The organism is Salegentibacter sp. BDJ18, from assembly GCF_017579965.1.
Lineage (GTDB): Bacteria > Bacteroidota > Bacteroidia > Flavobacteriales > Flavobacteriaceae > Salegentibacter.
In genome coordinates this window covers 1-23,941 of record NZ_JAFLQX010000028.1, presented here as the reverse complement: position 1 = coordinate 23,941, position 23,941 = coordinate 1, and the positions used below count along the sequence as shown (strand labels likewise).

The following is a 23,941-nucleotide window of genomic DNA, read 5'->3' as shown; positions in this document are numbered from 1 at the left end:
CCACCATGTATAAATCTTCGATTAGGCCTTTATTATTTCGTTTTGACCCGGAATGGGTACACCACTTCACCTTTAAAACCCTAAAGAAATTCGGCAAAACAGCTGCTTTTAAAAGTTTTGTACGGAAGAATTTTCAGATGGAAGATTCGAGGTTAGAGCGTGAAGTTTTCGGTTTAAAGTTTAAAAATCCGGTTGGGCTTGCTGCCGGTTTTGATAAAGACGCAAAGCTATTTCAGGAATTATCAGATCTTGGCTTCGGTTTTATTGAAATTGGTACTGTGACTCCAAAGCCGCAACCAGGAAATGATAAAAAGCGATTATTTAGATTAAAAGAAGACGGTGCGATTATTAACCGAATGGGTTTTAATAACGATGGTGTAGAAGCCGCTGTTGAAAGACTAAAGAAAAATAAAAATGTGCTGATTGGCGGAAATATTGGTAAAAATAAAATTACGCCAAACGAAAATGCTGTAGACGATTATAAGATTTGTTTTGAAGCACTCTACGACTATGTGAATTATTTTGTAGTAAATGTGAGTTCCCCCAATACTCCAAACTTACGGGAATTACAGGATAAAGAGCCACTCACTAATTTGCTAAATACGCTGCAACGTTTAAACGCTACAAAGCCAAAACAAAAACCAATTTTACTAAAAATTGCACCCGATCTTACTGATGCGCAACTTTTAGATATTATAGACATAGTAAAGGAGACTAAAATTGCCGGGGTTATTGCTACAAATACCACCATTGCACGAGACGGTTTACAGTCAGAAAACAAGAACGAAATGGGCGGCCTAAGCGGAAAACCCCTAAAAAATCGCGCTACAGAAGTGATTAGGTTTCTTTCTGAAAAAAGCAATAAAGCTTTTCCTATAATTGGTGTAGGCGGAATTCATTCTGCAAAAGATGCTTTGGAAAAACTTGAAGCCGGTGCCAGTTTAGTACAACTTTATACGGGATTTATTTATGAAGGCCCGGAATTAATAAAAAAGATTAACCAGGAAATTTTAGCTAAAAACAAGTCGTAAATGAGGAAATTTCACCTAAGTTTTTTATTAATAGTTTTAATTTGTCTTGATGCCTATAGTTTCTCTGAAACAACTTCTGAAGTTACCCATACAGTAATTAGGAATGGGATTAGTTTAGGAACCGTTGTAGCTGCCATCACCTCATGGGAGCGTAACCGTTCGGTTTTATTAATGATTATACACGGAATTTTTAGCTGGTTTTACGTGATCTACTTTTTGCTTACCAGGAAGAAATCTGAAAGAAGATAAATTTTGTTAGAACAACTTATTCCGTTTTTAACTGCCTCGGCAATTCTTACCATTTCTCCCGGTCCCGATATTATTTATGTAATGGTACAGGGAATGGCCAATGGAAAAAAACACGGTCTTGTAACTGCTTTGGGGCTTGCTGCGGGGATTATTATTCATACCAGTCTTGTGGCCTTTGGAGTTTCAGCTATAATTAAAAGTTCTGAAAGCCTCTTTTTTATTATTAAACTGTTCGGCGCTGTTTACCTTTTATATCTCGCCTGGCAGGTTTACAAAAGTGATCCCGAAATTGCCTATTCGGCTGAAGGAATAAAAGAAAAATCCCTGTTATCACTTTTTAAACAGGGTTTTATAATGAATATGCTGAACCCTAAAGTTACTATCTTTTTTCTCGCATTCTTTCCGGGTTTTCTTTGGGAGCCCGGAGGAAATACAGTGATCCAATTTTATATTCTGGGAGCCATTTTTATGCTTTTAACCATTCTTATTTTTGGAAGCGTAGCCTTGCTGGCGGGAAAAATATCTACCTATCTTAAATTACATAAACATTCTGGGGTGGTTTTAAAATGGTTGCAAATTGTAGTTTTTATAGGAATTGCAGTTTTTATATTAGTTTAAAAGAAACTTAGTTAGAGCGGTGCTATTATACTTTCAATTTAATAAAATGAATTAATTTCTAAAGGTTTTTAGATATTCCTTAAAATACTATCTTTGAAAGTATGGATAAAATCAAGCTTATAGAGTGTCCACGAGATGCAATGCAGGGAATTAAAACCTTTATTCCTACCGAAAAAAAGGTACAGTATATTCAATCTTTATTGCGTTGCGGATTTGATACTATAGATTTTGGAAGTTTTGTTTCCCCCAAAGCAATCCCGCAAATGGCAGATTCTGCCGAGGTTTTATCCAAACTAGATTTGAGCACCACTAAAAGTAAATTACTGGCTATTGTTGCCAATACCCGTGGTGCAGAAAATGCTTCCGTTCACAATGAAATTGATTATTTGGGCTACCCTTTTTCGATTTCTGAAAACTTCCAGATGCGTAATACGCATAAAACCATCGCCGAATCGGTAGATATTTTAAGTGAGATCCTGGAAATCGCTGAAAAAACGAACAAAGAAGTAGTAGCCTATCTTTCTATGGGCTTTGGGAATCCTTATGGAGATCCCTGGAATGTTGAAATAGTAGGGGAGTGGACAGAAAAATTGTCGGCAATGGGAGTGAAAATACTTTCTTTATCTGATACTATTGGGAGTTCTACTCCTGATATAATTGAATATTTATTTTCAAATTTAATTCCAGAATATCCTGAAATTGAATTTGGAGCCCATCTTCATACCACCCCAACTAAGTGGCACGAAAAAATTGATGCAGCATACAAATCGGGTTGTAGAAGATTTGACGGAGCGATCCAGGGATTTGGCGGTTGCCCAATGGCCAAAGACGAATTAACAGGAAATATGCCTTCAGAAAAAATGCTTTCCTATTTCAATTCCAAAAAAGCAGATTCAAATATAAAAATGACGAGTTTTGAATCGGCCTATAATGAAGCATCTAAAATCTTTAGCGCTTATCATTAAATCTTATAATTTAATTTTCTGATAACTAATAGCTTTTAAGCCAGATTTTGCTATAAAAAGCTTATATTTGCACGCAATTAAATCTTTAATTGCTATGATCGCACACGATTCCAAAATCTTAGGAGAAGGCCTTACTTACGATGATGTATTGCTAGTTCCCGCTTATTCTGAAGTACTACCTCGAGAAGTAAGTATTCGCACAAAATTCACAAAAAATATTTCTATAAACGTGCCCATAATCTCGGCCGCAATGGATACCGTTACCGAATCCAGGATGGCTATTGCTATGGCCAGGGAAGGCGGAATTGGTGTTTTGCATAAGAATATGACTGCCGAGCAACAGGCACTTAAAGTTCGTAAAGTAAAGCGTGCCGAAAGCGGAATGATTATAGATCCCGTTACTTTACCTATTACAGCCAATGTGAGCGATGCGAAAGCAAATATGCGCGAGCATAGTATTGGTGGAATCCCAATTGTAGACGATGAAGGGAAATTGCTTGGCATTGTTACAAACAGGGACCTTAGATTTGAAAAAAATAATAGCAGGCCAATTGCTGAGGTTATGACTTCAGAAAATCTAGTAACTGTGGCCGAAGGCACTTCGCTGGATGAGGCAGAAGATATTTTACAGGAAAATAAGATTGAAAAACTTCCTGTGGTTAATAAAGATAACAAGCTTGTTGGACTTATAACTTTTAGGGATATTACTAAACTTACCCAAAAGCCTAATGCAAATAAAGATAGCTTTGGAAGACTTCGTGTTGCTGCAGCCATTGGGGTAACTGCAGATGCGGTAGATAGAGCAGAGGCTTTGGTTAATGCAGGGGTAGATGCAATTATTATTGATACTGCACATGGGCATACCAGAGGTGTGGTTTCGGTTTTAAAAGACGTAAAAGCAAAGTTTCCAGATTTAGAAGTAGTAGTAGGAAATATTGCTACCGGTGAAGCTGCTAAATATTTAGTTGAAGCGGGAGCAGATGCGGTAAAAGTAGGAATTGGTCCCGGTTCTATTTGTACTACCAGAGTTGTAGCAGGAGTTGGTTTTCCTCAATTTTCTGCTGTACTGGAAGTAGCTTCTGCATTAAAAGGAACAGGAGTTCCTGTAATTGCCGATGGCGGAATAAGATATACCGGTGATATTCCAAAAGCTTTAGCTGCTGGAGCCGATTGTGTAATGCTTGGATCCTTACTTGCCGGAACTAAAGAATCTCCTGGGGAAACAATTATTTACGAAGGAAGAAAATTTAAATCCTATCGCGGTATGGGATCTGTAGAGGCTATGCAAAAAGGCTCTAAAGATCGTTATTTCCAGGATGTGGAGGATGATATAAAGAAACTTGTACCCGAAGGTATTGTTGGTAGGGTTCCTTATAAAGGTGAGCTGGAAGAAAGTATACACCAGTTTGTAGGTGGTTTAAAAGCCGGGATGGGTTATTGCGGTGCGAAAGATATTCCAACTTTAAAGGAAAATGCAAAGTTTGTGAAGATTACCGCTTCAGGAATTCACGAGAGCCACCCGCACGATGTAACTATTACCAACGAGTCTCCTAATTACAGTAGGTAGGTTAGACCGGTTATTCAAAAATAAAGACCCCACAAGTTTTCTGAAGCTGTGGGGTCTTATTATTTATTCCAGTTTTAAATAAAATAGAGACTCTAAACTCTATTCTTCTTCTGTAGTTTCAGGAATTTCAATTCCCATTTTATTCATTACCTTTTCGGTAATATCATATTCTTCAGCCGAAAAAGCAAGACTGTTTCCGCCGGCGTGAAGAATTTGCGTATAACCTTCTTCCTGTATTACTGCTCGCATAGCGACATTAATTTTTTCGTAAAGCGGATTGGTAAGTTCGTTTCGTCTCATTTGCATCATTACCTGGGCTCTTTGTCTAAATTGCTTGATTTGGTTTTCCAACTCCATAATTTCAGATTCACTTTGTTGCCGGGCTTCATCGGCAAGTGTTTCTACATTTGCCTGGTAGCTTTTTACCAGGGTGTCATATTTTTTCACACTTCCCTGGAAATCTTGTTGCAATTGCTTATCGTAGGCCTGTAAGCCTTCATTTACCTCTTCCATTTCGGGCATTTGGGAAAGGATGTAATCGGTGTCTATGGTTCCTACTTTTGTTTGTGCGCTAACAAAAACGCTAAAACATAAAAAAGCAATTAATAAACTGCTGCGTGTCATAATAATATTGTTTTTGGCAAATATAATAGCAGGTTTTAATTATTCATACAAAATCTCTTAAAACTATTGCAGCTTCAAAATTATTTTGGCTCATTTTCAATTTAACAGGCTTATTTCATTTTAAAATTATAATTTTAAGAAGCTTATAATCGTTTAGCCATAAGCTTGTAGAACCTATAGGAATTCTTATTTTTGCCTACGCGCAAATTACAGGCTGTTAGTCTTTTAAAAATGGTATGTAAATTGCTATCTCAACTTAATGAATTTGAAGATATCATCGTTTTTTATAGTTTCTTTAATTGCCGCTTTTTTGCTCGCAAGTTGTACTTATTTTGAGAAAGATGAAGCGCGTAAGGTAATAGTAAGAGTGAACGATTCTTATTTGTATGAAGAAGATATTAATGCTTTAATTAACGAAAATACTTCTACAGAAGACAGTAGTCTTATTGTGTCTAATTACATTACACGTTGGGCAACACAGCAATTACTTATAGACCGGGCGCAATTAAACCTTCCTGAAAGTCAGCAAAAAGAGTTTAGAGATCTTATAGAAAACTATAAAAATGAACTTTATACAAGTGCATATAAAGATGCTGTAGTAGGCAGGCAATTAGATAGTAGTTTAACCAAGAACGAGAAAAAGGTTTATTTTGAAGAAAATAAAGGAAATTTTAAACTTACTGAAGATTTATTAAAACTAAGGTATGTAAGCCTGGAAGAAAATAACACCAATATAGAGGAAATAAAAACTTATCTAAAACGCTTTAATGAAGAGGATAAAGAAGAACTTGAAAAATTATCGCTTCAGTTTAAAAATTACTCGTTAAACGATTCGGTTTGGGTAAAGATTAAAACGGTTTACGATAAGATCCCCGCGTTATCATCTAATAATAGGGACAATCTATTAAACAAATCTAATTTTTTTCAGGTAGAAGATTCATTAGGTGTATATTTGATCTACGTAAATGATGTGTTAGAACATGGGCAGGATGCTCCATTTGAGTATGCAGAGCCTACCATAGAAAAGATTTTGCTTAATAGGCGAAAAAGAAATTTAATAAAAGAACTGGAAAAAGATATTACAAAAGATGCAATTAAAAATGAACAATTTGAAATCTATAATTAAAAATACGGGCTTTCTTTTGGCCGTTTTACTGGGTTTTACCGGTTATTCGCAAGATGTGATTGTAACCGATAGTACCTCAATTCAACCAGAAGAGGAGATCGCACAAAATACCGTTGCCGAAACTAATAATTCAGAACGTCGTAAAGTAGACGGAATTGCGGCCGTTATTGGTGATTATATTATTCTTGACAGCGATGTAGATATGATGTACAAGGATATGCAAAGCCAGGGAATGTCTACTGCAGATGTGACCGATTGCCAGCTGGCCGGTTCTCTTATGGAAAACAAACTTTATGCACACCACGCCATCCAGGATAGTATTATTGTGATGGATGCCGAGGTTAATAGTTATATAGACCAGCAAATTTCTGAAATGGTACGCCAGGTAGGTTCTATGGATAAAGTCCTGGAATTCTACAATAAAGAAAATGAAGCTGAATTTAGAAGCGAATTGTTCGAGCTTAATAAAGAGCGACAGTTAGCAAACCGTATGCAGCAAAGAATTGTGGAAAATGTAGAAATTACTCCGGAAGAAGTAAGAGCTTATTATGAAAGCATTCCCGAAGACGAATTACCGGTTTTTGGAGAGGAAGTAGAGCTTTCTCAAATTGTTGTAGAGCCGGAAATTCCTGAAAGTGAAAAACAAAAAGTAATTGATCGTTTAAACGATTTTAGGGCAGATGTTTTAGATAACGACGCCAGCTTTGCCACTAAAGCGGTGTTATATTCTCAAGACCCTGGAAGTGCAAGAGACGGGGGTAGAATTTCTCTTTCAAGAAAAGATAATTTTGTAAAAGAATTTAAAGACGTAGCTTTTAGTCTTCAAGCCGGGGAAGTGAGCGAACCTTTTGAAACCGAATTCGGTTTTCATATTATCCAGGTAGATAGAATTAGAGGGCAAAACATAGACCTAAGACATATACTACTTATTCCAGATGTAACCAATGCTTCAGTAGAAGAAGCCAAGGCAAAAATTGATAGCATTAGAAAAAGAGTAGACGAAGGGGTTTTAGATTTTGCTGAAGCTGCCCGTGAATTTTCTGACGAAGAAGAAACCAGGGGAGATGGTGGGAAACTTATAAACCCAAGAACGGGTGATACTCGTTTTGAACTTTCTAAGATAGACCCCAAATTGTATGATGAGGTAGGAGATTTGCAGGAAGGTGAACTTTCTTTAAGAATGCGCGACCAGGATAGAACCGGGCGCCCATTTTTTAAACTTATAAAAGTAAATAAAAGAATAGCGGAACACGAAGCCAATTACGCTACAGATTTTACAAAGATCAAAGAGCTTGCGTTAAGAGATAAACAGTTAGAAGCTATAGAAGAGTGGCAACAGGAAAAAATAGGAGATACCTATATAAAAATAAACGGAAAGTTTAAAGACTGTGAGTATAGCAGTAACTGGTTAAAAAAATAGCATTTTATCAATGTCAGACGTTGCTCTAGTAGAAAAACTGGTGGTTAAACACCGGGATTTAAAGAAAGAAATTGCCAAAATAATAGTAGGGCAGGATGTGGTTATAGACCAAATCCTACTTTCGGTTTTTTCAGGAGGGCATTCGTTGTTGGTTGGGGTTCCCGGTTTAGCCAAAACTTTAATGGTAAATACCATTTCCCAGGCTTTAGGCCTCGATTTTAAAAGAATACAATTCACCCCAGATCTTATGCCCAGCGATATTCTTGGCGCAGAGATCCTGGACGAAAACAGGAGCTTTAAATTCATAAAAGGTCCGGTTTTTTCAAATATAGTCCTGGCCGATGAAATTAACCGAACTCCACCAAAAACACAGGCCGCTTTACTAGAGGCTATGCAGGAAAGATCTGTAACTGTTGCCGGGCATAATTACAAGTTGGCCAATCCTTATTTTGTACTGGCTACTCAAAACCCAATAGAGCAGGAGGGAACCTATCCCTTGCCTGAAGCACAGTTAGACCGGTTTATGTTTTCTATTCTTCTGGAATACCCAAGTTTTCAGGAAGAAGTAGACGTGGTGAAAAGCACAACTTCAGATAAAACTCAAAAGATAAATGCTTTATTTTCTGCGGAAGAAATCGTGGAAATTCAGCAATTAATTAGAAGAATTCCTGTGGCCGATAATGTGGTGGAATATGCTGTAAAACTGGTAGGAAAAACCAGGCCAGGTTCTGCTGAAGCCCCGCAATTTGTAAAAAACTATTTAGATTGGGGGGCAGGGCCAAGAGCCTCTCAAAATCTTATTCTTGCCGCTAAATCTCACGCAGCGGTGAATGGAAAATTCTCGCCCGATATTGAAGATGTACAGGCCGTAGCTATTGGAATTTTACGCCATAGAATTATTAAAAATTACAAAGCTGAAGCCGAAGGAATTTCAGAAGAAAAAATTATTAGAGACCTTTATTAACGGAGATGGGATTTTGCCTATTTCTTTTTTTGAAAATAATTGGGCAAAAACTTCGCATTGGAAGGCTTTTCTATTTTTGGGCTTTTTTCTCAATTCTGAGGAAAAAACTTATTCCACCTTTAAAATAACAGGTTCAAAAAATTCAAGTAAGGTCTCACCAGCATTCCCTTATCAAGAATGGGTTTAAATTTTGATTTATTCAGTACGAGTAATTGAATTTTTGAGAATTCGGTAATATTAATTTGCGGAATTCACAATATTCATCCTCAATATTATCTTTAGTTGAATTTAAGTTATCATAAATTATGAAATGTAAAATTATTTTCATTAAATTTTGATAATCACTTCTTATTTTCAAAATCCACTCGAAATCCTTAAATTTGCTAGACTTTTTTAGAACTAAATATATAATAATATGGCATACGATATTGATATGATCAAGAAGGTATACAGCCAAATGGCCGAACGTGTGAATACTGCACGCGAGGTGGTTGGAAAACCTTTAACCCTTTCAGAAAAAATCCTTTATTCGCATTTATGGGATGGTGCAGCCAAAGAGGCTTACCAAAGAGGAAAAGACTATGTAGAATTTGCGCCAGACAGGATTGCCTGCCAGGATGCAACTGCCCAAATGGCTTTATTGCAGTTTATGCAAGCCGGGAAAAAACAGGTTGCAGTACCTACTACAGTGCATTGTGATCACCTTATCCAGGCCAAAATGGGAGCTGCAATAGATTTGCAGGCTGCCAATAAATCAAGTAGTGAAGTTTTTGATTTTCTTGAATCTGTTTCTAACAAATATGGAATTGGTTTTTGGAAACCGGGAGCAGGTATTATTCACCAAGTTGTTTTAGAAAACTATGCATTCCCTGGAGGAATGATGATTGGTACCGATTCTCACACGGTAAATGCTGGCGGACTAGGAATGGTTGCGATTGGTGTTGGTGGTGCCGATGCGGTAGATGTAATGGCCGGAATGGCCTGGGAACTTAAATTTCCAAAACTTATTGGCGTTAAACTAACCGGAAGCCTTTCTGGATGGACCGCTGCAAAAGATGTAATTTTAAAAGTTGCCGGAATTCTTACTGTAAAAGGAGGAACGGGAGCAATTATTGAATATTTTGGCGAAGGTGCCCGCTCTATGTCGGCTACCGGAAAAGGAACTATTTGTAATATGGGAGCTGAAGTTGGTGCAACAACTTCAACTTTTGGGTACGATGAGTCTATGGACCGTTACCTACGCGCTACAGATCGTGCTGAAGTTGCAGACGCCGCCAATGAGATTAAAGAACACTTAACAGGAGATGATGAGGTTTACGCAAATCCTAAACAATATTTTGATGAGGTAATTGAAATTAATCTTTCTGAATTAAAACCTCACCTTAATGGGCCATTTACTCCAGATTTAGCAACTCCTATTTCTGAAATGGGCGCTAAAGCAAAAGAAAACGACTGGCCAATTAATGTAGACTGGGGGCTTATAGGTTCCTGTACTAACTCTTCTTACGAAGATTTAACACGGGCAGCTTCAATCGCAAAACAGGCTGTAGATAAGAAAGTAAAAGCAAAATCTGATTTTGGTATTAATCCAGGATCTGAACAAATTAGGTTTACTGCAGAGCGTGACGGATTGTTAAAGATCTTTGAAGATCTTGATGCTACAATTTTCACCAATGCTTGTGGACCTTGTATTGGCCAATGGGATAGAAGTGATAGAAAAGGGGACGAGAAAAACACTATTGTGCATTCTTTTAACCGAAACTTCTCAAAACGTGCCGATGGTAACCCAAATACCCACGCCTTTGTAGGTTCTCCAGAAATGGTTGCTGCAATAGCGATTTCAGGTAGATTGGATTTTGATCCCACTCGCGATAAACTTATCAATGAAGATGGGGAAGAAGTGATGTTAGACGAACCAACAGGAATTGAATTACCTTCTGATGGGTTTGATGTTGAAGAAGATGGGTATGTGCCACCAAACGAAGATGGAAGCTCTGTAGTTGTAAAAGTAGCTGAAGACAGTGAAAGACTACAGTTATTAACTCCGTTTGAACCCTGGGATGGTAAAAATCTTATGGGAGCTAAGTTGCTAATCAAAGCTTTTGGTAAATGTACTACCGACCATATTTCTATGGCAGGACCGTGGTTACGTTATAGAGGTCACTTAGATAATATTTCTAACAACTGCCTTATTGGAGCTATTAATGCTTACAATAAAAAGACCAACTTTGTAAAAAGTCAACTTACTGGTGAGTATGATGGTGTTCCCGCTGTACAACGTACCTATAAAAAAGAAGGTGTTCCAACTGTAGTTGTAGGAGACCACAATTATGGGGAAGGTTCTTCTAGAGAGCACGCGGCTATGGAGCCTCGCCACCTGGGAGTAAAAGTGGTATTGGTAAAATCTTTTGCCCGTATTCACGAAACCAACCTTAAAAAACAAGGTATGTTAGGATTGACTTTTGATAATGAGGCCGATTACGACCTTATCCAGGAAGACGATACCTTTAACTTTATAGATCTTGAAGATTTTGCTCCAGACAAGCAAATTACTGTAGAGATTGTACATGCCGATGGTAGTAAGGATACTATTAAAACAAACCATACTTATAACCAACCTCAAATTGAGTGGTATAAACATGGTTCAGCTTTAAACTTAATTAAGAAGCAAAACGCCGCTTAATTAGTTTAGGGTTATATTTATAAAGAGGCTGATTAATTTTTGATCGTCTCGTCATTCTGAACTTGTTTCAGAATCTAAATTCTTAGGAGTTAGTCCCTGAAACAAGTTCAGGGTGACGTGGAGAAAATCAATTTTAATCAGCCTCTTTTTTATGGATTAAATTTAGATGTTAAGTACCTTTGTTATTTACGTCTAAGTATTAAAATTCGGCAATGAAGAAGCTTTTCAAGAATCAATGGTCTAACATTATTTTTATTGTAATTATCCTGGTAATGATTATCCCACAAACCCGGAAACCCATTCAAATTGTGGTAAATAAAATTTTTGCGTTTAGTCCTTCGGCAACAGATGAAGAAGACAGGAAAGAGCTGGAAACTTACAATTGGACCCTTGAAACGAAAGATGGAAATAGAGTTGATTTTGCTGAATCTAAAGGAAAAGTGATAATCGTAAATTACTGGGCTACCTGGTGCCCACCCTGTATTGCCGAAATGCCAAGTTTCCAGGAACTTTATACCGATTATAAAGACGATGTAGCATTTTATTTTATCTCTGGAGAAGATCACGAAACTACCAACAACTTTCTAAAGCGTAAAGGCTATCGTTTTTCCAGTTACCGAATGCTTTCTGAAGATCCAAAGCCTTTAGATGGTTATACGCTGCCTTCTACCTATGTAATCGATAAGAATGGAACTATTGTAGTGGATAAAAAAGGCGCAGCCGATTGGAATAGTCAGAATTTTAGAAACCTGTTAAGTCAGCTATTAGCTGAATAAATTAAAAGGTTTTCCTGAAGAAGGACTTCACAAAATCGAAACTATAAAGCGAAAACATAATTTTTAAGTCTTCTGAAACCGTAGTTTCTTCATCCAGGTATTTAAAAATGTCTTGCGGGGAATTTTTAGTGTAAAATTTAGTGAAAATTTCCTCTCCTTTTTGGTTATTCTGGGCAAGCACATCCAGGAAAATAGCATCGTATTTTCTAAATTTCTCGTTTATTAAGTTCTCTCCCGGTATTTTTCCGCTTTTAATATTTTTAATAATTCGGTTTATACGTTTTTCCGTGTTTTTAAACGAATAACCGGTAGAAGGTTTTACCCAGCCACCACCGGTACCAATTTTGGTAATTTGTTTAGTGTTTGCTTTATTAAAAGGGAAATCGGTCATTGGGATCACACCGGTTTCAGTGCTTTTAATCGTAAAATCCTTTGTTTTTAAAACCTTTTCAAAATATTTCTGAAGCATTTCATCATACACTTTATCTTCAGTTAAAAATGGAGAGAAAAAAGTGTATTCAACTAATGCTTTTCTTTCGGTAAAAGGTAGGATATAAGTAAAAGCGGTAGCGCCGGGATACTTAATTCTATAATCCATCATCGTAAAAGAATCTGGGCTAAAAGTGGGTTTTTCGGTTTCTACTTCCCAGCCTTTAAAATGTTGAAATATAGTAGTGTGTTTTTTACTTTCCAGGTAAGAAGGATCAACCCTGCTGTCAAAAAAATGTGTAGCGCCATAAGATGTTTTTCGGCCTTTGGCTTTCATGGTTACGGGATCAATTTTCTGAATTTCATCGGTAATAAATTCTATATCACCAGATTCTTCTATCTCTTCCTGCAATTTTTGATGATAATCTGCCGCTTTTATCATCTTATAGGAATAAGGGGAAAGTTGTAAATCTATATTTTCTTCAGAAGAAATAAATTTTCCATTATTCCAGGATTTGGTAAGTAGATGATCCCATTTGCCTGAGCCTTTTTCCCAATAACACCAGGTTTTAACCGGCATAGAAAAATCAGAATCTATTATGGCAATCTTTTTTCCTTTGAAAAAAACATCCCGGCTAAGTTGCCGGGCTAATTGAAGGCCTGCAAGTCCTCCACCAATAATAACATAAAAATATACGGGACCTAGCATAAAATTACTAAACGCAGCATTACTATTTTATTTTTTAAAGTATTTGAAAGGTACGAATAACATTCCAAAACATTCGCCATCATCTTTGCCAAGATGTTTATGATGCATTTTATGTGCTCTTCTTATTCCTTTAGCGAAACGGTTATTAGCATTTCTAAACATTTTAAATCGTTGGTGTATAAAAATATCGTGAACCGTAAAGTAAGTAATGCCATAGGCTAAAATTCCCAGGCCAATGGGTAGGCCAATCCAAACATCTTCGTAACGCCAAAGTAGGAAAAAACCAATACTCACCAGGGCGTAAAAAATAAAGAAAAGGTCGTTGCGTTCCCACCAGTGACTGTGATCTTTATGGTGATGGTCTTTATGAAGTTTCCAAAGAAGCCCGTGCATTATATATTTATGGGTAAACCAGGCCATTCCTTCCATACCGGCGAAAGTGCCCAGAAAAACCAGAATCCATAATAAAATATCCATATTAAATAAGTTTTAATCTATAAGAAATGTAAGATTTGGCCAAAAGCCCTGCTTTTTGATAATCTGGAACTCTAATCCTGCTGTTCCTAATTTCTAAAGAAGGTACTTTTTTAAGCTTGTGCAATAATTTTCTATAATAAATATATGCGGTGTAAACACCAAATTTAGCTTCTACCGGTAAATGCGAAATTCCGCTTAAACCGTGTTTAAAATCTTCTTCTATTTCTGCTATAATCTTTTGTTTGCTGGCTTCATCTAATTGTTCAAGATTGGTGCCGGGAAAATAACTACGGCTAAGATCTTCAAAATCGGCTTTAAGGTCTCTTAAAAAATTCACCTTCTGAAAAGCAGAGCCTAAACTCATTGCCGACTGCTTCAGCGATTCATATTTTTTATGATCTCCCTTTACAAAAACCTTTAAACACATAAGGCCTACTACGTCTGCACTTCCGTAGATATATTCTTTATATTCGGCAATACTAAGATAGTCAGATTTATGCAAATCTAAGCGCATACTCTTCATAAAAGCGCGATAAAGCGATTCGTCTATTTGATACTTATGTACGGTTTCCTGAAAAGAATTTAGAATGGGATTTAAGCTAATTTTATCTTCAATTGCTTTATAAAGATCTACTTCAAAATCGTTAAATAGTTTTTCCTTATCATAGTCGTGAAAAGTGTCTACAATTTCATCGGCAAAGCGCACAAAGCCGTAGATATTATAAATATCCTGACGAATAGAGGGCGCGAGCATCCTTGTTGCAGTAGAGAACGAGGTGCTGTATTGGTGAGTAACAGTTTTACTACAAGCCCGTGAAACATTGTCAAAAATGGCTTTCATAATTTAATTTTCTTTTTGAATTAATCCCGCAGCGAGCTTTCCTGAAATAAGGGAAGGAGGCACCCCGGGGCCGGGAACACTTAACTGCCCGGTAAAAAATAATTTGTGCACTTTTTTACTCTTTAATTTAGGTCTTAAAAATGCAGTTTGCAAGAGGGTATTTGCCAGACCATAAGCATTACCCTTATAAGAGTTATAATCTTCTTTAAAATCCTTAACGCAAAACGATTCTTTAAAAAGAAGATGGTCGGTTACATTTTGATTGGTTAAACTTTCAAAACGGGTTATAATTTTCTGAAAATATTTCTCCCTAATTTCTGGAGTATCTTCCACATCGGGTGCCAGCGGAATTAAAAATATACCGGCTTCTTTTCCCTCCGGTGCGGCGGCATCATCTGTTACTGAAGGGAAACTCGCATAAAAAAGTGGATTTTCTGGCCACTCGGCATCGTCGTAAATTGCTTTTGCGTGTTTCTCGAAGTCGGTATCAAAAAATAAGGTATGATGCGTTACATTCTCTAATTTCTTATTAAAACCGGCAAAAAATAATAAAGCTGAAGGAGCAAAGGTCTTTTTTTGCCAGTAAGACTCCTTGTATTGTCTTTTGTATTCCGGCAGTAAAGTTTCGGTATGATGATAATCGGCACCGCTAAGAATATAATCGGCACTTATTTTTTTACCATTTACCTGCATTCCTGTTGCGGTATTGTTTTCAACAAAAATTTCAGAAACCGGGGCATTGGTATTTATTTTAACGCCCAGGGAATTCGCCAGGTTTTCCATGGCTTCAATCACCTTATACATTCCGCCTTTGGGGTGCCAGGTTCCCAGGCCAAAATCGGCGTAATTCATAAAACTATAAAAAGCCGGGGTGTGGCTGGCTTTAGCTCCAAGAAATAGTACCGGAAATTCAAGAATTTGAATAAGTTTCTGATTGGTAAATTCTTTCCTGACTTCTTTAGAAATTGTGCTAAAAAACTGGCCTATTTTGCCGGCTGTGGTGGGCGTAATTAATTCTAAAGGAGAAACGCCGGGGCGATATACCAAATCTTTAATGGCTATATCATAATTGTTTTTAGCTTCCTTAATAAACTGTTTTAGCTTTATTGAACTTCCGGGTTCTTCGGCTTCAAAAGCCGCGCAAATTTTCTCCAGACTGTCTTCTATGGTAATGCTATCATTTTTTCCGAAGAAAACTTTATAAGCGGGACTCAATTTTTCCAACTCATAATAATCTGAAGGTTTTTTACCGAAATCGGAAAAAAAGCGTTCAAACACATCGGGCATCCAATACCAGGTGGGACCAATATCAAAACAGAATCCGTCTTTTTTAAGCTGGCGTGCGCGTCCGCCTATATTTGCATTTTTTTCAAATATTTCAACTTTATAACCATCTCTTGCGAGATAGCAGGCAGCAGCAAGAGATGCAAAACCAGAACCAATTAAAGCAACTTTTTTCTTCATATTTAAAGGTTATCTATAAATTGGTTTAAGTTGGTGTAGGTCTTCACAAAGGCTGGAAGCTCTCTATGCTGAATTTCCCTTATTTTATGTCCAAAAAGCAATAGCTCGTAAGTTTTCTTTTCGCAAACTTCTTCGTTAAACTGGTTTATAAAATCTTCAACATCTCCGGGAGCGGTGGTAAAATAACTTACAAAGCTCAGGTTATTGTGGCGTTCTAGTAAATAGCCAAGATCTGTTAGTGGTAAACTGGGGCCTAAGTAAATTGCCTGGTTCCCGTGATAAAGAAGTTCATAATACAAATAAATTATTCCTATATCATGAATTTCATTTTCGGGAAGAAAAAGTACATATAGCTTATCGGTAGTTGGTTTTATCTCTTTTTTTATTTCAGCGAGATTAAAATATAGTTTTTGTTTAATGAGATCTACAATATAATGCTCGTGAATTGGCTTAATGGTATCGGTTTGCCATAGCATACCAATTTGTTCCAGTAAGGGAAGAAAAACCTGATGAAAGATTTGCCTGAAGCTTTTATCTTTCTGTAGCGTCTCGTAGGTATTATTAAAAAGCTCTTCATCAAAATTCATCATAGAAAGTTTAAATGAATTTTGAGCGCGGTTTTCTTTACTTGTACTGGCAGAAATACTTCTTACCATTTTAGCAATTTCTTCATCACTGAGTTTGGAAATCCTGGAAATCTTATAACCGTGTTCGTTCAAAAAGGCTACGTTTAAGATCTTTTGGAGGTTAGAACTATCGTAGGTCCTTATATTTGTAGAAGTACGGTCGGGATTTAAGATATTATACCTTTTTTCCCAAATTCTTATGGTGTGAGCCTTGATACCGCTTAAATTTTCAAGGTCTTTTATACTGAAATTTTGCTTAATTAGTTCCATATTGTGTTTAAGATAGTCAAATCTAACTAAAAATGAACATTAAACACTTTACGGAAGTGTTAAAATGTTTAATGGTTTAGTTAAAAAGTTAAACACTAAAATTTATGACGAAGATTTCTTCAAAACTTGTCCTTATAACCGGTGGTGCATCTGGTATAGGAAAAATAATGGGCCGGGAAGTATTAAAACACGGGGGTAAACTGGTAATTTGGGATGTTGATAAGCTCAATTTGCAAGGTACACTTGATGAATTTAAAGAATTAGGCCAGGTCTATGGCTACACCATAGATATCACTAATACGGTTTGGGTTAAAGAAATGGCAAGACAGGTTGAAGATGAAATTGGCAACATAGATATTTTAATCAATAACGCCGGGATTGTGTATGGAGGTTATTTTCACGAGAATTCTTCAGAAAAAATAGAAAAGACAATGAAGGTGAATGCCATTGCCCCAATGCAGCTTGCCTTAACTTTTCTCCCCGGAATGATGAAAAGGAAACAAAGTCATATTTGTAATATAACCTCTTCGGCTGGTTTGGTCTCTAATCCAAAAATGGCGGTTTACGCGGGGAGCAAATGGGCGGCCACCGGTTGGTCTGATAGTTTACGATTGGAAATGAAACAGCTTAAAACCGGCGTTGGCGTTACCACGGTTACTCCTTACTATATAAATACAGGAATGTTTGATGGCGTAAAATCTAATATTCCTATTCTGGATCAATATAATGTGGCTAAAAAAGTAATTAAAGCAATACAAAAGAACAGGATCTATCTAAGCATGCCATGGAGTATGCGTTTTGTAAGATTTTCGCAAGGACTTTTTCCAATCTGGTTTTACGACTGGTTTGTAGGAAGATTAATTGGAGTTTATAAAACGATGGATGATTTTAAAGGTCGAAAAAAATAAAATTATGATGGAAACTTCAGCAAGTACAATTTCTGAAATTTATAAAAAGCAAAGAACGTTTTTCGCTTCTCAGGAAACTAAAAGTATAGATTTCAGGCTTCAGCAGTTAAAGAAATTAAAGAAAGCCATTCTTCAATACGAAGATAAAGTGAATAAAGCTTTATGGGCAGACCTTCATAAATCTAAGGAAGAAGCTTTTCTTACCGAAACCAGTTTGCTTATAGAAGAGTTGAATTATCATATTAAAAACCTTAAGAAATGGTCACAGCCTAAAAAAGTAGGGACACCTTTACAAATTAAACCTTCCCGTTCAAAAATCTATTATGAGCCCCTGGGCATTGGTCTAATAATCGCGCCTTGGAATTACCCGTTTCAGCTTACTATAAATCCATTAATTGGTGCCATTTCTGCCGGATGCTGTGCGGTACTAAAACCTTCGCCAGATACGCCCAATGTAGCCCGGGTTATAGAAGAAATGATTTCAGAATTTTTCCCTTCAGAATATATTTCGGTAGTGCAGGGAGGGAAAGAAACCAACCAGGAGCTGTTTAAATTTCCATTTGATGTTATGTTTTTTACCGGTAGTCCCGGTGTTGGAAAGATCGTAATGAAAGCCGCCGCCGAGCATTTAAGCCGAGTGGTTTTAGAACTGGGAGGTAAAAGCCCGTGTATAGTAGATAAAACAGCAAACCTGAAAATTGCCGGAAAAAGAATTGCCTGGGGTAAAATTATAAATGCAGGACAAACCTGTATCGCACCAGATTATTTGCTGGTTCATAAAGAGGTTAAAAAAGATCTTTTAGCTGAAATTACGAATTCTTTTGAAGAAATGCTGGGAGATAATATCGCACATTCTAATCATTATGGCCGAATTGTAAACCCAAACGCGATGAATAGGTTAATGAAATATTTAGATGGCGATATATATTACGGCGGAAAAGTAAATTTAGAAAAAAAATATATTGCTCCTACGATTTTAAATAATGTAAAACCTGAAGATGAGATTATGCAGGAAGAGATCTTTGGACCTATTTTACCGGTAATGGAATTTGAAGAAATAGAGCAAGCCTTATCTTATATAAACAAGAATGAAAAACCGCTGGCGCTTTATTATTTTGGAAAAGATAATGGCGCAGATAAAGTTTTACGAGAAACAAGTTCTGGGGGAGCCTGTATAAACGATACGCTTTTACACGTAGCGAACCATAAATTGCCTTTTGGCGGTGTGGGAAACAGCGGAATGGGGAAATATCACGGTAAAGAAAGTTTCCTGGCTTTTACGCATGAAAGAGGCGTGGTAAATTCAACTACAAAATTGGATATACCTTTAAAGTATCCGCCTTATAAGTTTTTTGGATTGATAAAGAAAATAGTAGGATAGTAATTTAGAAAGTGCCCGGAGCGGGAGTCGAACCCGCACGCCCTAATGGACACATGGCCCTCAACCATGCCTGTCTACCAGTTCCAGCACCCGGGCTTAAAACAAGTCTGGAAATAGTAAATTTCCTAGGGCTGTAGCAAGAAATTGAATTCAAAGAATTCTGAACTTAAAAATGTGATCTGGCTGGGGCTCGAACCCAGGACCCTCTCCTTAAAAGGGAGATGCTCTACCAACTGAGCTACCAGATCGGTTGTGAATATTTCAAAAAAATGAATTCAATTAAGAATCCTGAACTTAAAAAGTGATCTGGCTGGGGCTTCCCGAAACTCTACTTCACTGCGTTTCGTTTCGTTCGAGACAGGCTTCCCGCCAACTAAATCAAAATTTATTTTGTGATCTGGCTGGGGCTCGAACCCAGGACCCTCTCCTTAAAAGGGAGATGCTCTACCAACTGAGCTACCAGATCAATAAAAAGCATCCGTCTTTTTGCGAATGCGGGTGCAAATATACATTCATTAATTTATTTTTCAAGCCTAAATTGAGATAAATTTATATTAGATTTGAATCCTTCTAATAATAAGTACTTTAACTATGAAAATTTTTTTAACCGGGTATATGGGATCGGGTAAGTCGGTGGTAGGAGAGAAGCTTGCTAAAAATCTGAATTACAAATATGTAGATCTCGATGATCAAATAGAAGTGATCCAGGGAAAAAGTATTAATGATATTTTTGAAGATAGAGGCGAACTTTATTTTAGAAAACTGGAATCACAAATTTTAGACGATATTTTGGAAAATAATTCAGATATGGTGATCTCTTTAGGAGGGGGAACGCCATGTTACGGAGATAATTTTGACCGAATTTGTGCCCAAAAAGATGCAAAAAGCATTTATTTAAAAGCATCTATCCCAACATTAACCGAAAGGCTTTTTCAGGAAAAAGTTCATAGACCTGTAATTAGTCATTTAGACTCCCGGGAGGCTTTAGAAGAATTTATTAGAAAACATCTCTTTGAGCGCGCTTATTATTACAGCCAGTCAGATATTACTGTAAACGTAGACGAAAAAGAACCTGAATTTATTGTAGATCAAATTATAGAAAAACTATAAAAGCTCTGCTTTAAATTTATTGGCTTCAAAAGAAACTTCTACCATTTCGTTTAAAGAAGTGGAAAGCGAAATTCCTTTAAAATCGGCCTTTACAGGGTATTTTTTATGATTTCTGTCTACTAAAACCGCCGTTTTAAATTGTTTAAGCGGAACATTTAAAAAATGTCTTACGCCATAAATTAAGGTGGTTCCAGAGTTTAAAACATCATCTACCAAAATAACCGATTTATCCTGATAAACCTCAGGTTCTAACGAAGTAGTAATTTCTTCCAGCGGATTTTTCTTATTTACGTAAACTTCGCACAACTTGATTTTTAGCGGGGAAATCGTTTCTAAAGCTTCTTTTAAATGCAAGGCTAATTGATGGCCCTTTTTAGCAATACCGGCAAGAATAATTTCCTTTTCATCAATATTGCTTTCGTAAACCTGGTAGGCTATACGTTTAATTTTATGCTGAATTTGTTCGTGATTTAAAATAAGTACACGTTCTTTCATTTGCTTATATGTTTGGGTTCAGCGTTAAACTGACTTTTTTCTGAATTTAAAAAATAATTCGTTTCCCTGCCTTGGTTTTATAGAATTGTAGCAGGTTTCCAGGATTTCAATTTTAAAATACGGACTAAAATACGTTAAATATTCTTCTTTGCTTCCGCCAAAAGGCGGACCTTGTTCTGTAAGGGGAAACTTAAAAAGCAGTCCACATAGCAATCCATTTTCATTTAAAATTTCAGCCGATTTTTTTGCATAATCCTGCCTGGAACCTACCGGAAGCGCACAGAAGAAGGTTTGCTCTAAAATAAGATCAAAAGAATCTTCAATTTCAAAGAAATTAATGTGCAATAATTGTTCTTCAGGAAAATTGGGTAAACGGTTTTTTAGATTTTTCAGGGGATTTTTGCTAATATCGGCTACATACACATTTTTAAAACCCTGTTTAAATAAATATTCGGCTTCATAGCCATTTCCGGCGCCGGGAATTAATATTTTAAGTTCCCTGTCTTCAAGCTGATCTATATAATGCTTCAGTGGGGTAGATATTTCGCCAATATCCCAGCCGGTTTGGTTTTCTTCGTAGCGTTGCGACCAAAATTCCGAAGAAAAACTACTATTTGATGTCATCTGGATTGGGATCTGTATTTTCAAACCAATCGTCTATATCACGACGGTCTTTTTTAGTAGGTCTTCCGGTACCTTTTTTACGATAATAATCTTTAGAATATTTTAAAAGCTCTAATTTTTCAAAAGCTTCTTTTGGGGTAACATCAATTATATAAAGATTTACCAGTTTTGCACCAACCCGGCTGGGCGGAAGGTCTAAAACTTCAATTTGATAATCTATCTGGTTCTTTCTTACGGTAAGTTTATCGTTTGGAAAAATTTCTTTAGAGGGCTTTACATTAGCGCCATCTACTTTCACTTTTCCCTGCTTGCATGCGTTGGTGGCAATGCTTCGGGTTTTAAAATATCTTACGCACCATAAAAACTTGTCAACTCTCATAAAATCTCTCCTTTAAAACTGCGTTAATCTTAAACAAAAATACAAGAATATTGTATCTTGCGCGCCAAAAATAAAGACAATGCGATTAAACAAATTTTTTATTCTAAGCCTTATTTCAGCTTCAACTCTAATTTCCTGTAACGATGATGATAATAGAAATACGCCGCAAATTGAGGAAAGAGATCCTGAAGAGCAGGCTTTGACTGATGCCGATTCAATAAATAATTTCCTGGATACCCATTTTTATAATTACGAAGATTTTGAAAACCCTTCAGATGATTTTGATTATATGGTTCGTCTTGATACTATAGCCGGTGAAAATGCAGATAAAACACCACTTTCTGAAGAGGAAAACCTGATTATGAAAACGGTGGTGAATAATGATGTAGAATACAATATGTATGTATTAAAGGTTAGAGAAGGGGAAGGCCAACAACCAAAATTCACCGATTCTACTCTTGTAAGTTACCGTGGGGAACTATTAAACCTTACCGCTTTTGATAATGCAAATACACCTGTTTGGTTTGATCTTACCACACTAATAAAAGGCTTTACTGAAGGAATTATAGAATTTAAAGGAGCTTCAGGATATAAAGTAAATCCAGATAATACGGTAGATTTTAATGACGATTACGGCATTGGAGCTTTAATTTTTCCTTCAGGTTTAGGATATTTTTCAAGTTCACAAACCAGTATTCCACCTTATAGTCCTTTGGTTTTTAACGTGCAGTTATTCCGTGTTAATGAAACCGATCACGATCGGGATGGTATACCCAGCTGGATGGAAGATTTAAATGAAAATAACAATATTTTGGACGATGATAGCGATGGTGACGACACTCCAAATTTTGCTGATGCCGATGATGATGGTGATGGAAAACCAACCCGTGACGAAATAATTATCAATGAAGATGGTAGTATAGAGTTTCCAGATTCTAATGGAAATGGAACTCCCGATTATTTAGATCCCGATACTTTTGAATAAGTAAAAGCTTAAGTATTTTATATAGAAAAGAGGTTAAGTAGAAAGTTAACTTAAACGTCATCCTGGACTTGTTTCAGGATCTAAGTTGTTTTAAAACATACTAGAAGCTGAAACTAGTTCAGCTTGACGAAGAAAGTCTTTTTACTTAACCTCTCCTTTTTTATTAAACAGAATAGAACTTTCCTGTTTGGTTGCTTTGAACTTAAAAAGCATAAGACAAACTCAAAATCCATTGAGAAGGTCTGGAATCTATCGAAAAATTATCTGAAGCCTCTTCACTAAAAGCGGTATTTTCGGTAAAAGCGCCTTCATATCTTACATCAAAACCTAATCGACCAAGATTTAAGCCGGCACCTAACTGGTAACCTACCGTTATATCTTTTTCTACGTCGCCAATTTTTAAGGAAGTATCTTCCAGCTCGTTATTTATAATATATTGAAAAGAAGGACCTGCTTTTATATTTAAGGGTCCTAAAACATTTACGCCCAATAAAATTGGCGCATCAATTTTATCAATTTTATAGTTGAAAGTTTCATATTCGGTATTCAGGCGAGTGAACATTAATTCTGGCTGAAGAAAAATTCCCACAATCTCAAAACGACTGAAAAGCCCTATATGATAACCCGATTTTTCCTTTCCTTCAATGATATCTCCTAAATCGTTAGAAGCATTTTCCATTTTAAGATCTCCGGTAGCCCCGTAGTTGAAACCACCTTTAATTCCAAAATCTGCTTCCTGTGCCATGAGTCCCGCAGAGGAGCACACAAAAAGAGCGATAAACATTAATTTTTTCATAGTAGATTGTTTTATTGTTAGGTTTAAATAACGCACAAATAGTGCCTGTTATTTTTGACTGAATAAAAAAAGCCTCTAAGAATCACATTCTCAAAGGCTTTAAAGATAATTAAAAAGAAGTTTTATTTCCTTTTTAGCACTTTTTCTGTGGCTTTAATAATCGCTTCCGCGTTAAGTCCGTATTTTTCAAATAATTGTTCCGGGGTACCGCTTTCTCCAAAAGTATCCTGGGTGGCCACAAATTCCTGTGGTGCCGGATTATTTTCGGCTAAAGTGCGGGCAACGCTTTCTCCAAGACCGCCAAGGAAGTTATGTTCTTCAGCAGTTACCACACATCCGGTTTTCTTAACCGACTTGATTATGGCTTCTGCATCTAAAGGTTTTATAGTGTGAATATTAATCACATCAGCACTAATTCCTTTTT

At 36.6% G+C, this 23,941-nt stretch carries 25 protein-coding genes and 3 tRNA genes; 14 read left to right on the top strand and 14 right to left on the bottom strand.

All coding sequences use genetic code 11. The features are described 5' to 3' along the window. The first annotated feature begins 5 nt into the window (after positions 1 to 5). The 5 genes from J0871_RS16160 to guaB all read left to right on the top strand — a co-directional run bounded on the left by J0871_RS16160 (position 6) and on the right by guaB (position 4,430). On the top strand, positions 6 to 1,031 hold the full coding sequence (locus tag J0871_RS16160) for a quinone-dependent dihydroorotate dehydrogenase (protein ID WP_208226247.1): 1,026 nt from the start codon (positions 6 to 8) through the stop codon (positions 1,029 to 1,031). Continuing rightward, entirely contained in the window at positions 1,032 to 1,280 is a 249-nt protein-coding gene (locus J0871_RS16155) for a hypothetical protein (protein WP_208226246.1), read from the top strand. A 3-nt stretch (positions 1,281 to 1,283) separates the two neighbouring features. Then, entirely contained in the window at positions 1,284 to 1,898 is a 615-nt protein-coding gene (locus J0871_RS16150) for a LysE family translocator (protein ID WP_075327612.1), read from the top strand. A 101-nt stretch (positions 1,899 to 1,999) separates the two neighbouring features. Further along, positions 2,000 to 2,863: a hydroxymethylglutaryl-CoA lyase gene (locus J0871_RS16145; RefSeq protein WP_208226245.1), complete on the top strand. Its 864-nt coding sequence runs from the start codon at positions 2,000 to 2,002 to the stop codon at positions 2,861 to 2,863. Positions 2,864 to 2,957: 94 nt separating this feature from the next. Beyond that, positions 2,958 to 4,430, top strand: a complete 1,473-nt coding sequence (gene guaB, locus J0871_RS16140; RefSeq protein ID WP_208226391.1) for an IMP dehydrogenase — start codon at positions 2,958 to 2,960, stop codon at positions 4,428 to 4,430. Positions 4,431 to 4,529: 99 nt separating this feature from the next. On the opposite strand, the gene J0871_RS16135 is transcribed toward guaB, so the two are convergent. Beyond that, positions 4,530 to 5,054, bottom strand: a complete 525-nt coding sequence (locus J0871_RS16135) for an OmpH family outer membrane protein (protein WP_208226244.1) — start codon at positions 5,052 to 5,054, stop codon at positions 4,530 to 4,532. 259 nt (positions 5,055 to 5,313) lie between these two features. On the opposite strand from J0871_RS16135, the gene J0871_RS16130 reads away from it, so the two are divergent. The 5 genes from J0871_RS16130 (at position 5,314) to J0871_RS16110 (ending at position 12,023) form a co-directional block, all read left to right on the top strand. After that, on the top strand, positions 5,314 to 6,180 hold the full coding sequence (locus J0871_RS16130; RefSeq protein WP_208226243.1) for a peptidyl-prolyl cis-trans isomerase: 867 nt from the start codon (positions 5,314 to 5,316) through the stop codon (positions 6,178 to 6,180). Further along, the gene (locus J0871_RS16125) at positions 6,155 to 7,600 is read left to right on the top strand and encodes a peptidylprolyl isomerase (RefSeq protein WP_346014353.1); all 1,446 of its coding nucleotides are present in this window, start codon (positions 6,155 to 6,157) and stop codon (positions 7,598 to 7,600) included. Before J0871_RS16130 ends, J0871_RS16125 begins: the two co-directional genes overlap by 26 nt. Before the next feature lie 10 nt (positions 7,601 to 7,610). Then, a complete protein-coding gene (locus J0871_RS16120; RefSeq protein WP_208226241.1) occupies positions 7,611 to 8,564 on the top strand; it encodes a MoxR family ATPase in 954 nt (317 codons plus the stop codon). Between the two features lie 415 nt (positions 8,565 to 8,979). Continuing rightward, positions 8,980 to 11,247: an aconitate hydratase gene (locus J0871_RS16115; protein ID WP_208226240.1), complete on the top strand. Its 2,268-nt coding sequence runs from the start codon at positions 8,980 to 8,982 to the stop codon at positions 11,245 to 11,247. A 212-nt stretch (positions 11,248 to 11,459) separates the two neighbouring features. Continuing rightward, positions 11,460 to 12,023 carry a TlpA disulfide reductase family protein gene (locus tag J0871_RS16110; RefSeq protein WP_208226239.1) on the top strand — a complete coding sequence of 188 codons (564 nt, stop codon included), beginning with the start codon at positions 11,460 to 11,462 and terminating at the stop codon, positions 12,021 to 12,023. A gap of 1 nt (position 12,024) precedes the next feature. On the opposite strand, the gene J0871_RS16105 is transcribed toward J0871_RS16110, so the two are convergent. Genes J0871_RS16105 through J0871_RS16085 form a run of 5 tightly spaced genes read right to left on the bottom strand, consistent with a single transcriptional unit; the run spans position 12,025 to position 16,839 of the window. Then, on the bottom strand, positions 12,025 to 13,161 hold the full coding sequence (locus J0871_RS16105) for a lycopene cyclase family protein (protein ID WP_208226238.1): 1,137 nt from the start codon (positions 13,159 to 13,161) through the stop codon (positions 12,025 to 12,027). 27 nt (positions 13,162 to 13,188) lie between these two features. Continuing rightward, the gene (locus J0871_RS16100; RefSeq protein ID WP_075327602.1) at positions 13,189 to 13,638 is read right to left on the bottom strand and encodes a sterol desaturase family protein; all 450 of its coding nucleotides are present in this window, start codon (positions 13,636 to 13,638) and stop codon (positions 13,189 to 13,191) included. Between the two features lies 1 nt (position 13,639). Then, entirely contained in the window at positions 13,640 to 14,479 is an 840-nt protein-coding gene (locus J0871_RS16095; RefSeq protein ID WP_208226237.1) for a phytoene/squalene synthase family protein, read from the bottom strand. A 3-nt stretch (positions 14,480 to 14,482) separates the two neighbouring features. Next, positions 14,483 to 15,943: an oleate hydratase gene (locus J0871_RS16090; protein WP_208226236.1), complete on the bottom strand. Its 1,461-nt coding sequence runs from the start codon at positions 15,941 to 15,943 to the stop codon at positions 14,483 to 14,485. A 2-nt stretch (positions 15,944 to 15,945) separates the two neighbouring features. Next, the gene (locus tag J0871_RS16085; RefSeq protein ID WP_208226235.1) at positions 15,946 to 16,839 is read right to left on the bottom strand and encodes a MerR family transcriptional regulator; all 894 of its coding nucleotides are present in this window, start codon (positions 16,837 to 16,839) and stop codon (positions 15,946 to 15,948) included. A 104-nt stretch (positions 16,840 to 16,943) separates the two neighbouring features. Between J0871_RS16085 and J0871_RS16080 the strand changes: the two genes are divergently transcribed. Continuing rightward, complete coding sequence (locus J0871_RS16080) at positions 16,944 to 17,747, top strand: SDR family oxidoreductase (protein WP_208226234.1); 804 nt, start codon at positions 16,944 to 16,946, stop codon at positions 17,745 to 17,747. Between the two features lie 4 nt (positions 17,748 to 17,751). Continuing rightward, positions 17,752 to 19,128, top strand: coding sequence for an aldehyde dehydrogenase (locus J0871_RS16075; RefSeq protein ID WP_243870527.1), 1,377 nt, complete (start codon positions 17,752 to 17,754; stop codon positions 19,126 to 19,128). 12 nt (positions 19,129 to 19,140) lie between these two features. Here J0871_RS16075 and J0871_RS16070 read toward each other — a convergent pair. From J0871_RS16070 to J0871_RS16060, 3 genes are all read right to left on the bottom strand, one after another. After that, positions 19,141 to 19,224, bottom strand: a tRNA-Leu gene (locus J0871_RS16070). A gap of 79 nt (positions 19,225 to 19,303) precedes the next feature. After that, a tRNA-Lys gene (locus J0871_RS16065) sits at positions 19,304 to 19,376 on the bottom strand. Between the two features lie 145 nt (positions 19,377 to 19,521). Then, positions 19,522 to 19,594 (bottom strand) — tRNA-Lys (locus J0871_RS16060). Between the two features lie 125 nt (positions 19,595 to 19,719). Here J0871_RS16060 and J0871_RS16055 point away from each other — a divergent pair. Further along, on the top strand, positions 19,720 to 20,238 hold the full coding sequence (locus tag J0871_RS16055) for a shikimate kinase (RefSeq protein WP_208226233.1): 519 nt from the start codon (positions 19,720 to 19,722) through the stop codon (positions 20,236 to 20,238). Here J0871_RS16055 and J0871_RS16050 read toward each other — a convergent pair. From J0871_RS16050 to J0871_RS16040, 3 genes are read right to left on the bottom strand one after another with little or no spacing between them, the layout of a single operon-like run. Then, positions 20,233 to 20,733, bottom strand: coding sequence for a phosphoribosyltransferase family protein (locus J0871_RS16050; protein ID WP_208226232.1), 501 nt, complete (start codon positions 20,731 to 20,733; stop codon positions 20,233 to 20,235). The genes J0871_RS16055 and J0871_RS16050 overlap by 6 nt on opposite strands. Positions 20,734 to 20,757: 24 nt before the next feature. Continuing rightward, entirely contained in the window at positions 20,758 to 21,357 is a 600-nt protein-coding gene (locus tag J0871_RS16045; RefSeq protein WP_208226231.1) for a methyltransferase, read from the bottom strand. Then, on the bottom strand, positions 21,344 to 21,736 hold the full coding sequence (locus tag J0871_RS16040; RefSeq protein ID WP_208226230.1) for an RNA-binding S4 domain-containing protein: 393 nt from the start codon (positions 21,734 to 21,736) through the stop codon (positions 21,344 to 21,346). Before J0871_RS16040 ends, J0871_RS16045 begins: the two co-directional genes overlap by 14 nt. A 79-nt stretch (positions 21,737 to 21,815) precedes the next feature. Here J0871_RS16040 and J0871_RS16035 point away from each other — a divergent pair, with 79 nt between their 5' ends. Continuing rightward, entirely contained in the window at positions 21,816 to 22,721 is a 906-nt protein-coding gene (locus tag J0871_RS16035) for an FKBP-type peptidyl-prolyl cis-trans isomerase (RefSeq protein WP_208226229.1), read from the top strand. A 202-nt stretch (positions 22,722 to 22,923) separates the two neighbouring features. On the opposite strand, the gene J0871_RS16030 is transcribed toward J0871_RS16035, so the two are convergent. Further along, positions 22,924 to 23,517 carry an outer membrane beta-barrel protein gene (locus J0871_RS16030; RefSeq protein ID WP_208226228.1) on the bottom strand — a complete coding sequence of 198 codons (594 nt, stop codon included), beginning with the start codon at positions 23,515 to 23,517 and terminating at the stop codon, positions 22,924 to 22,926. A 122-nt stretch (positions 23,518 to 23,639) separates the two neighbouring features. Further along, the coding region (locus J0871_RS16025) for a transketolase C-terminal domain-containing protein (protein WP_275952268.1) at positions 23,640 to 23,941 on the bottom strand (302 nt) is incomplete at its 5' end.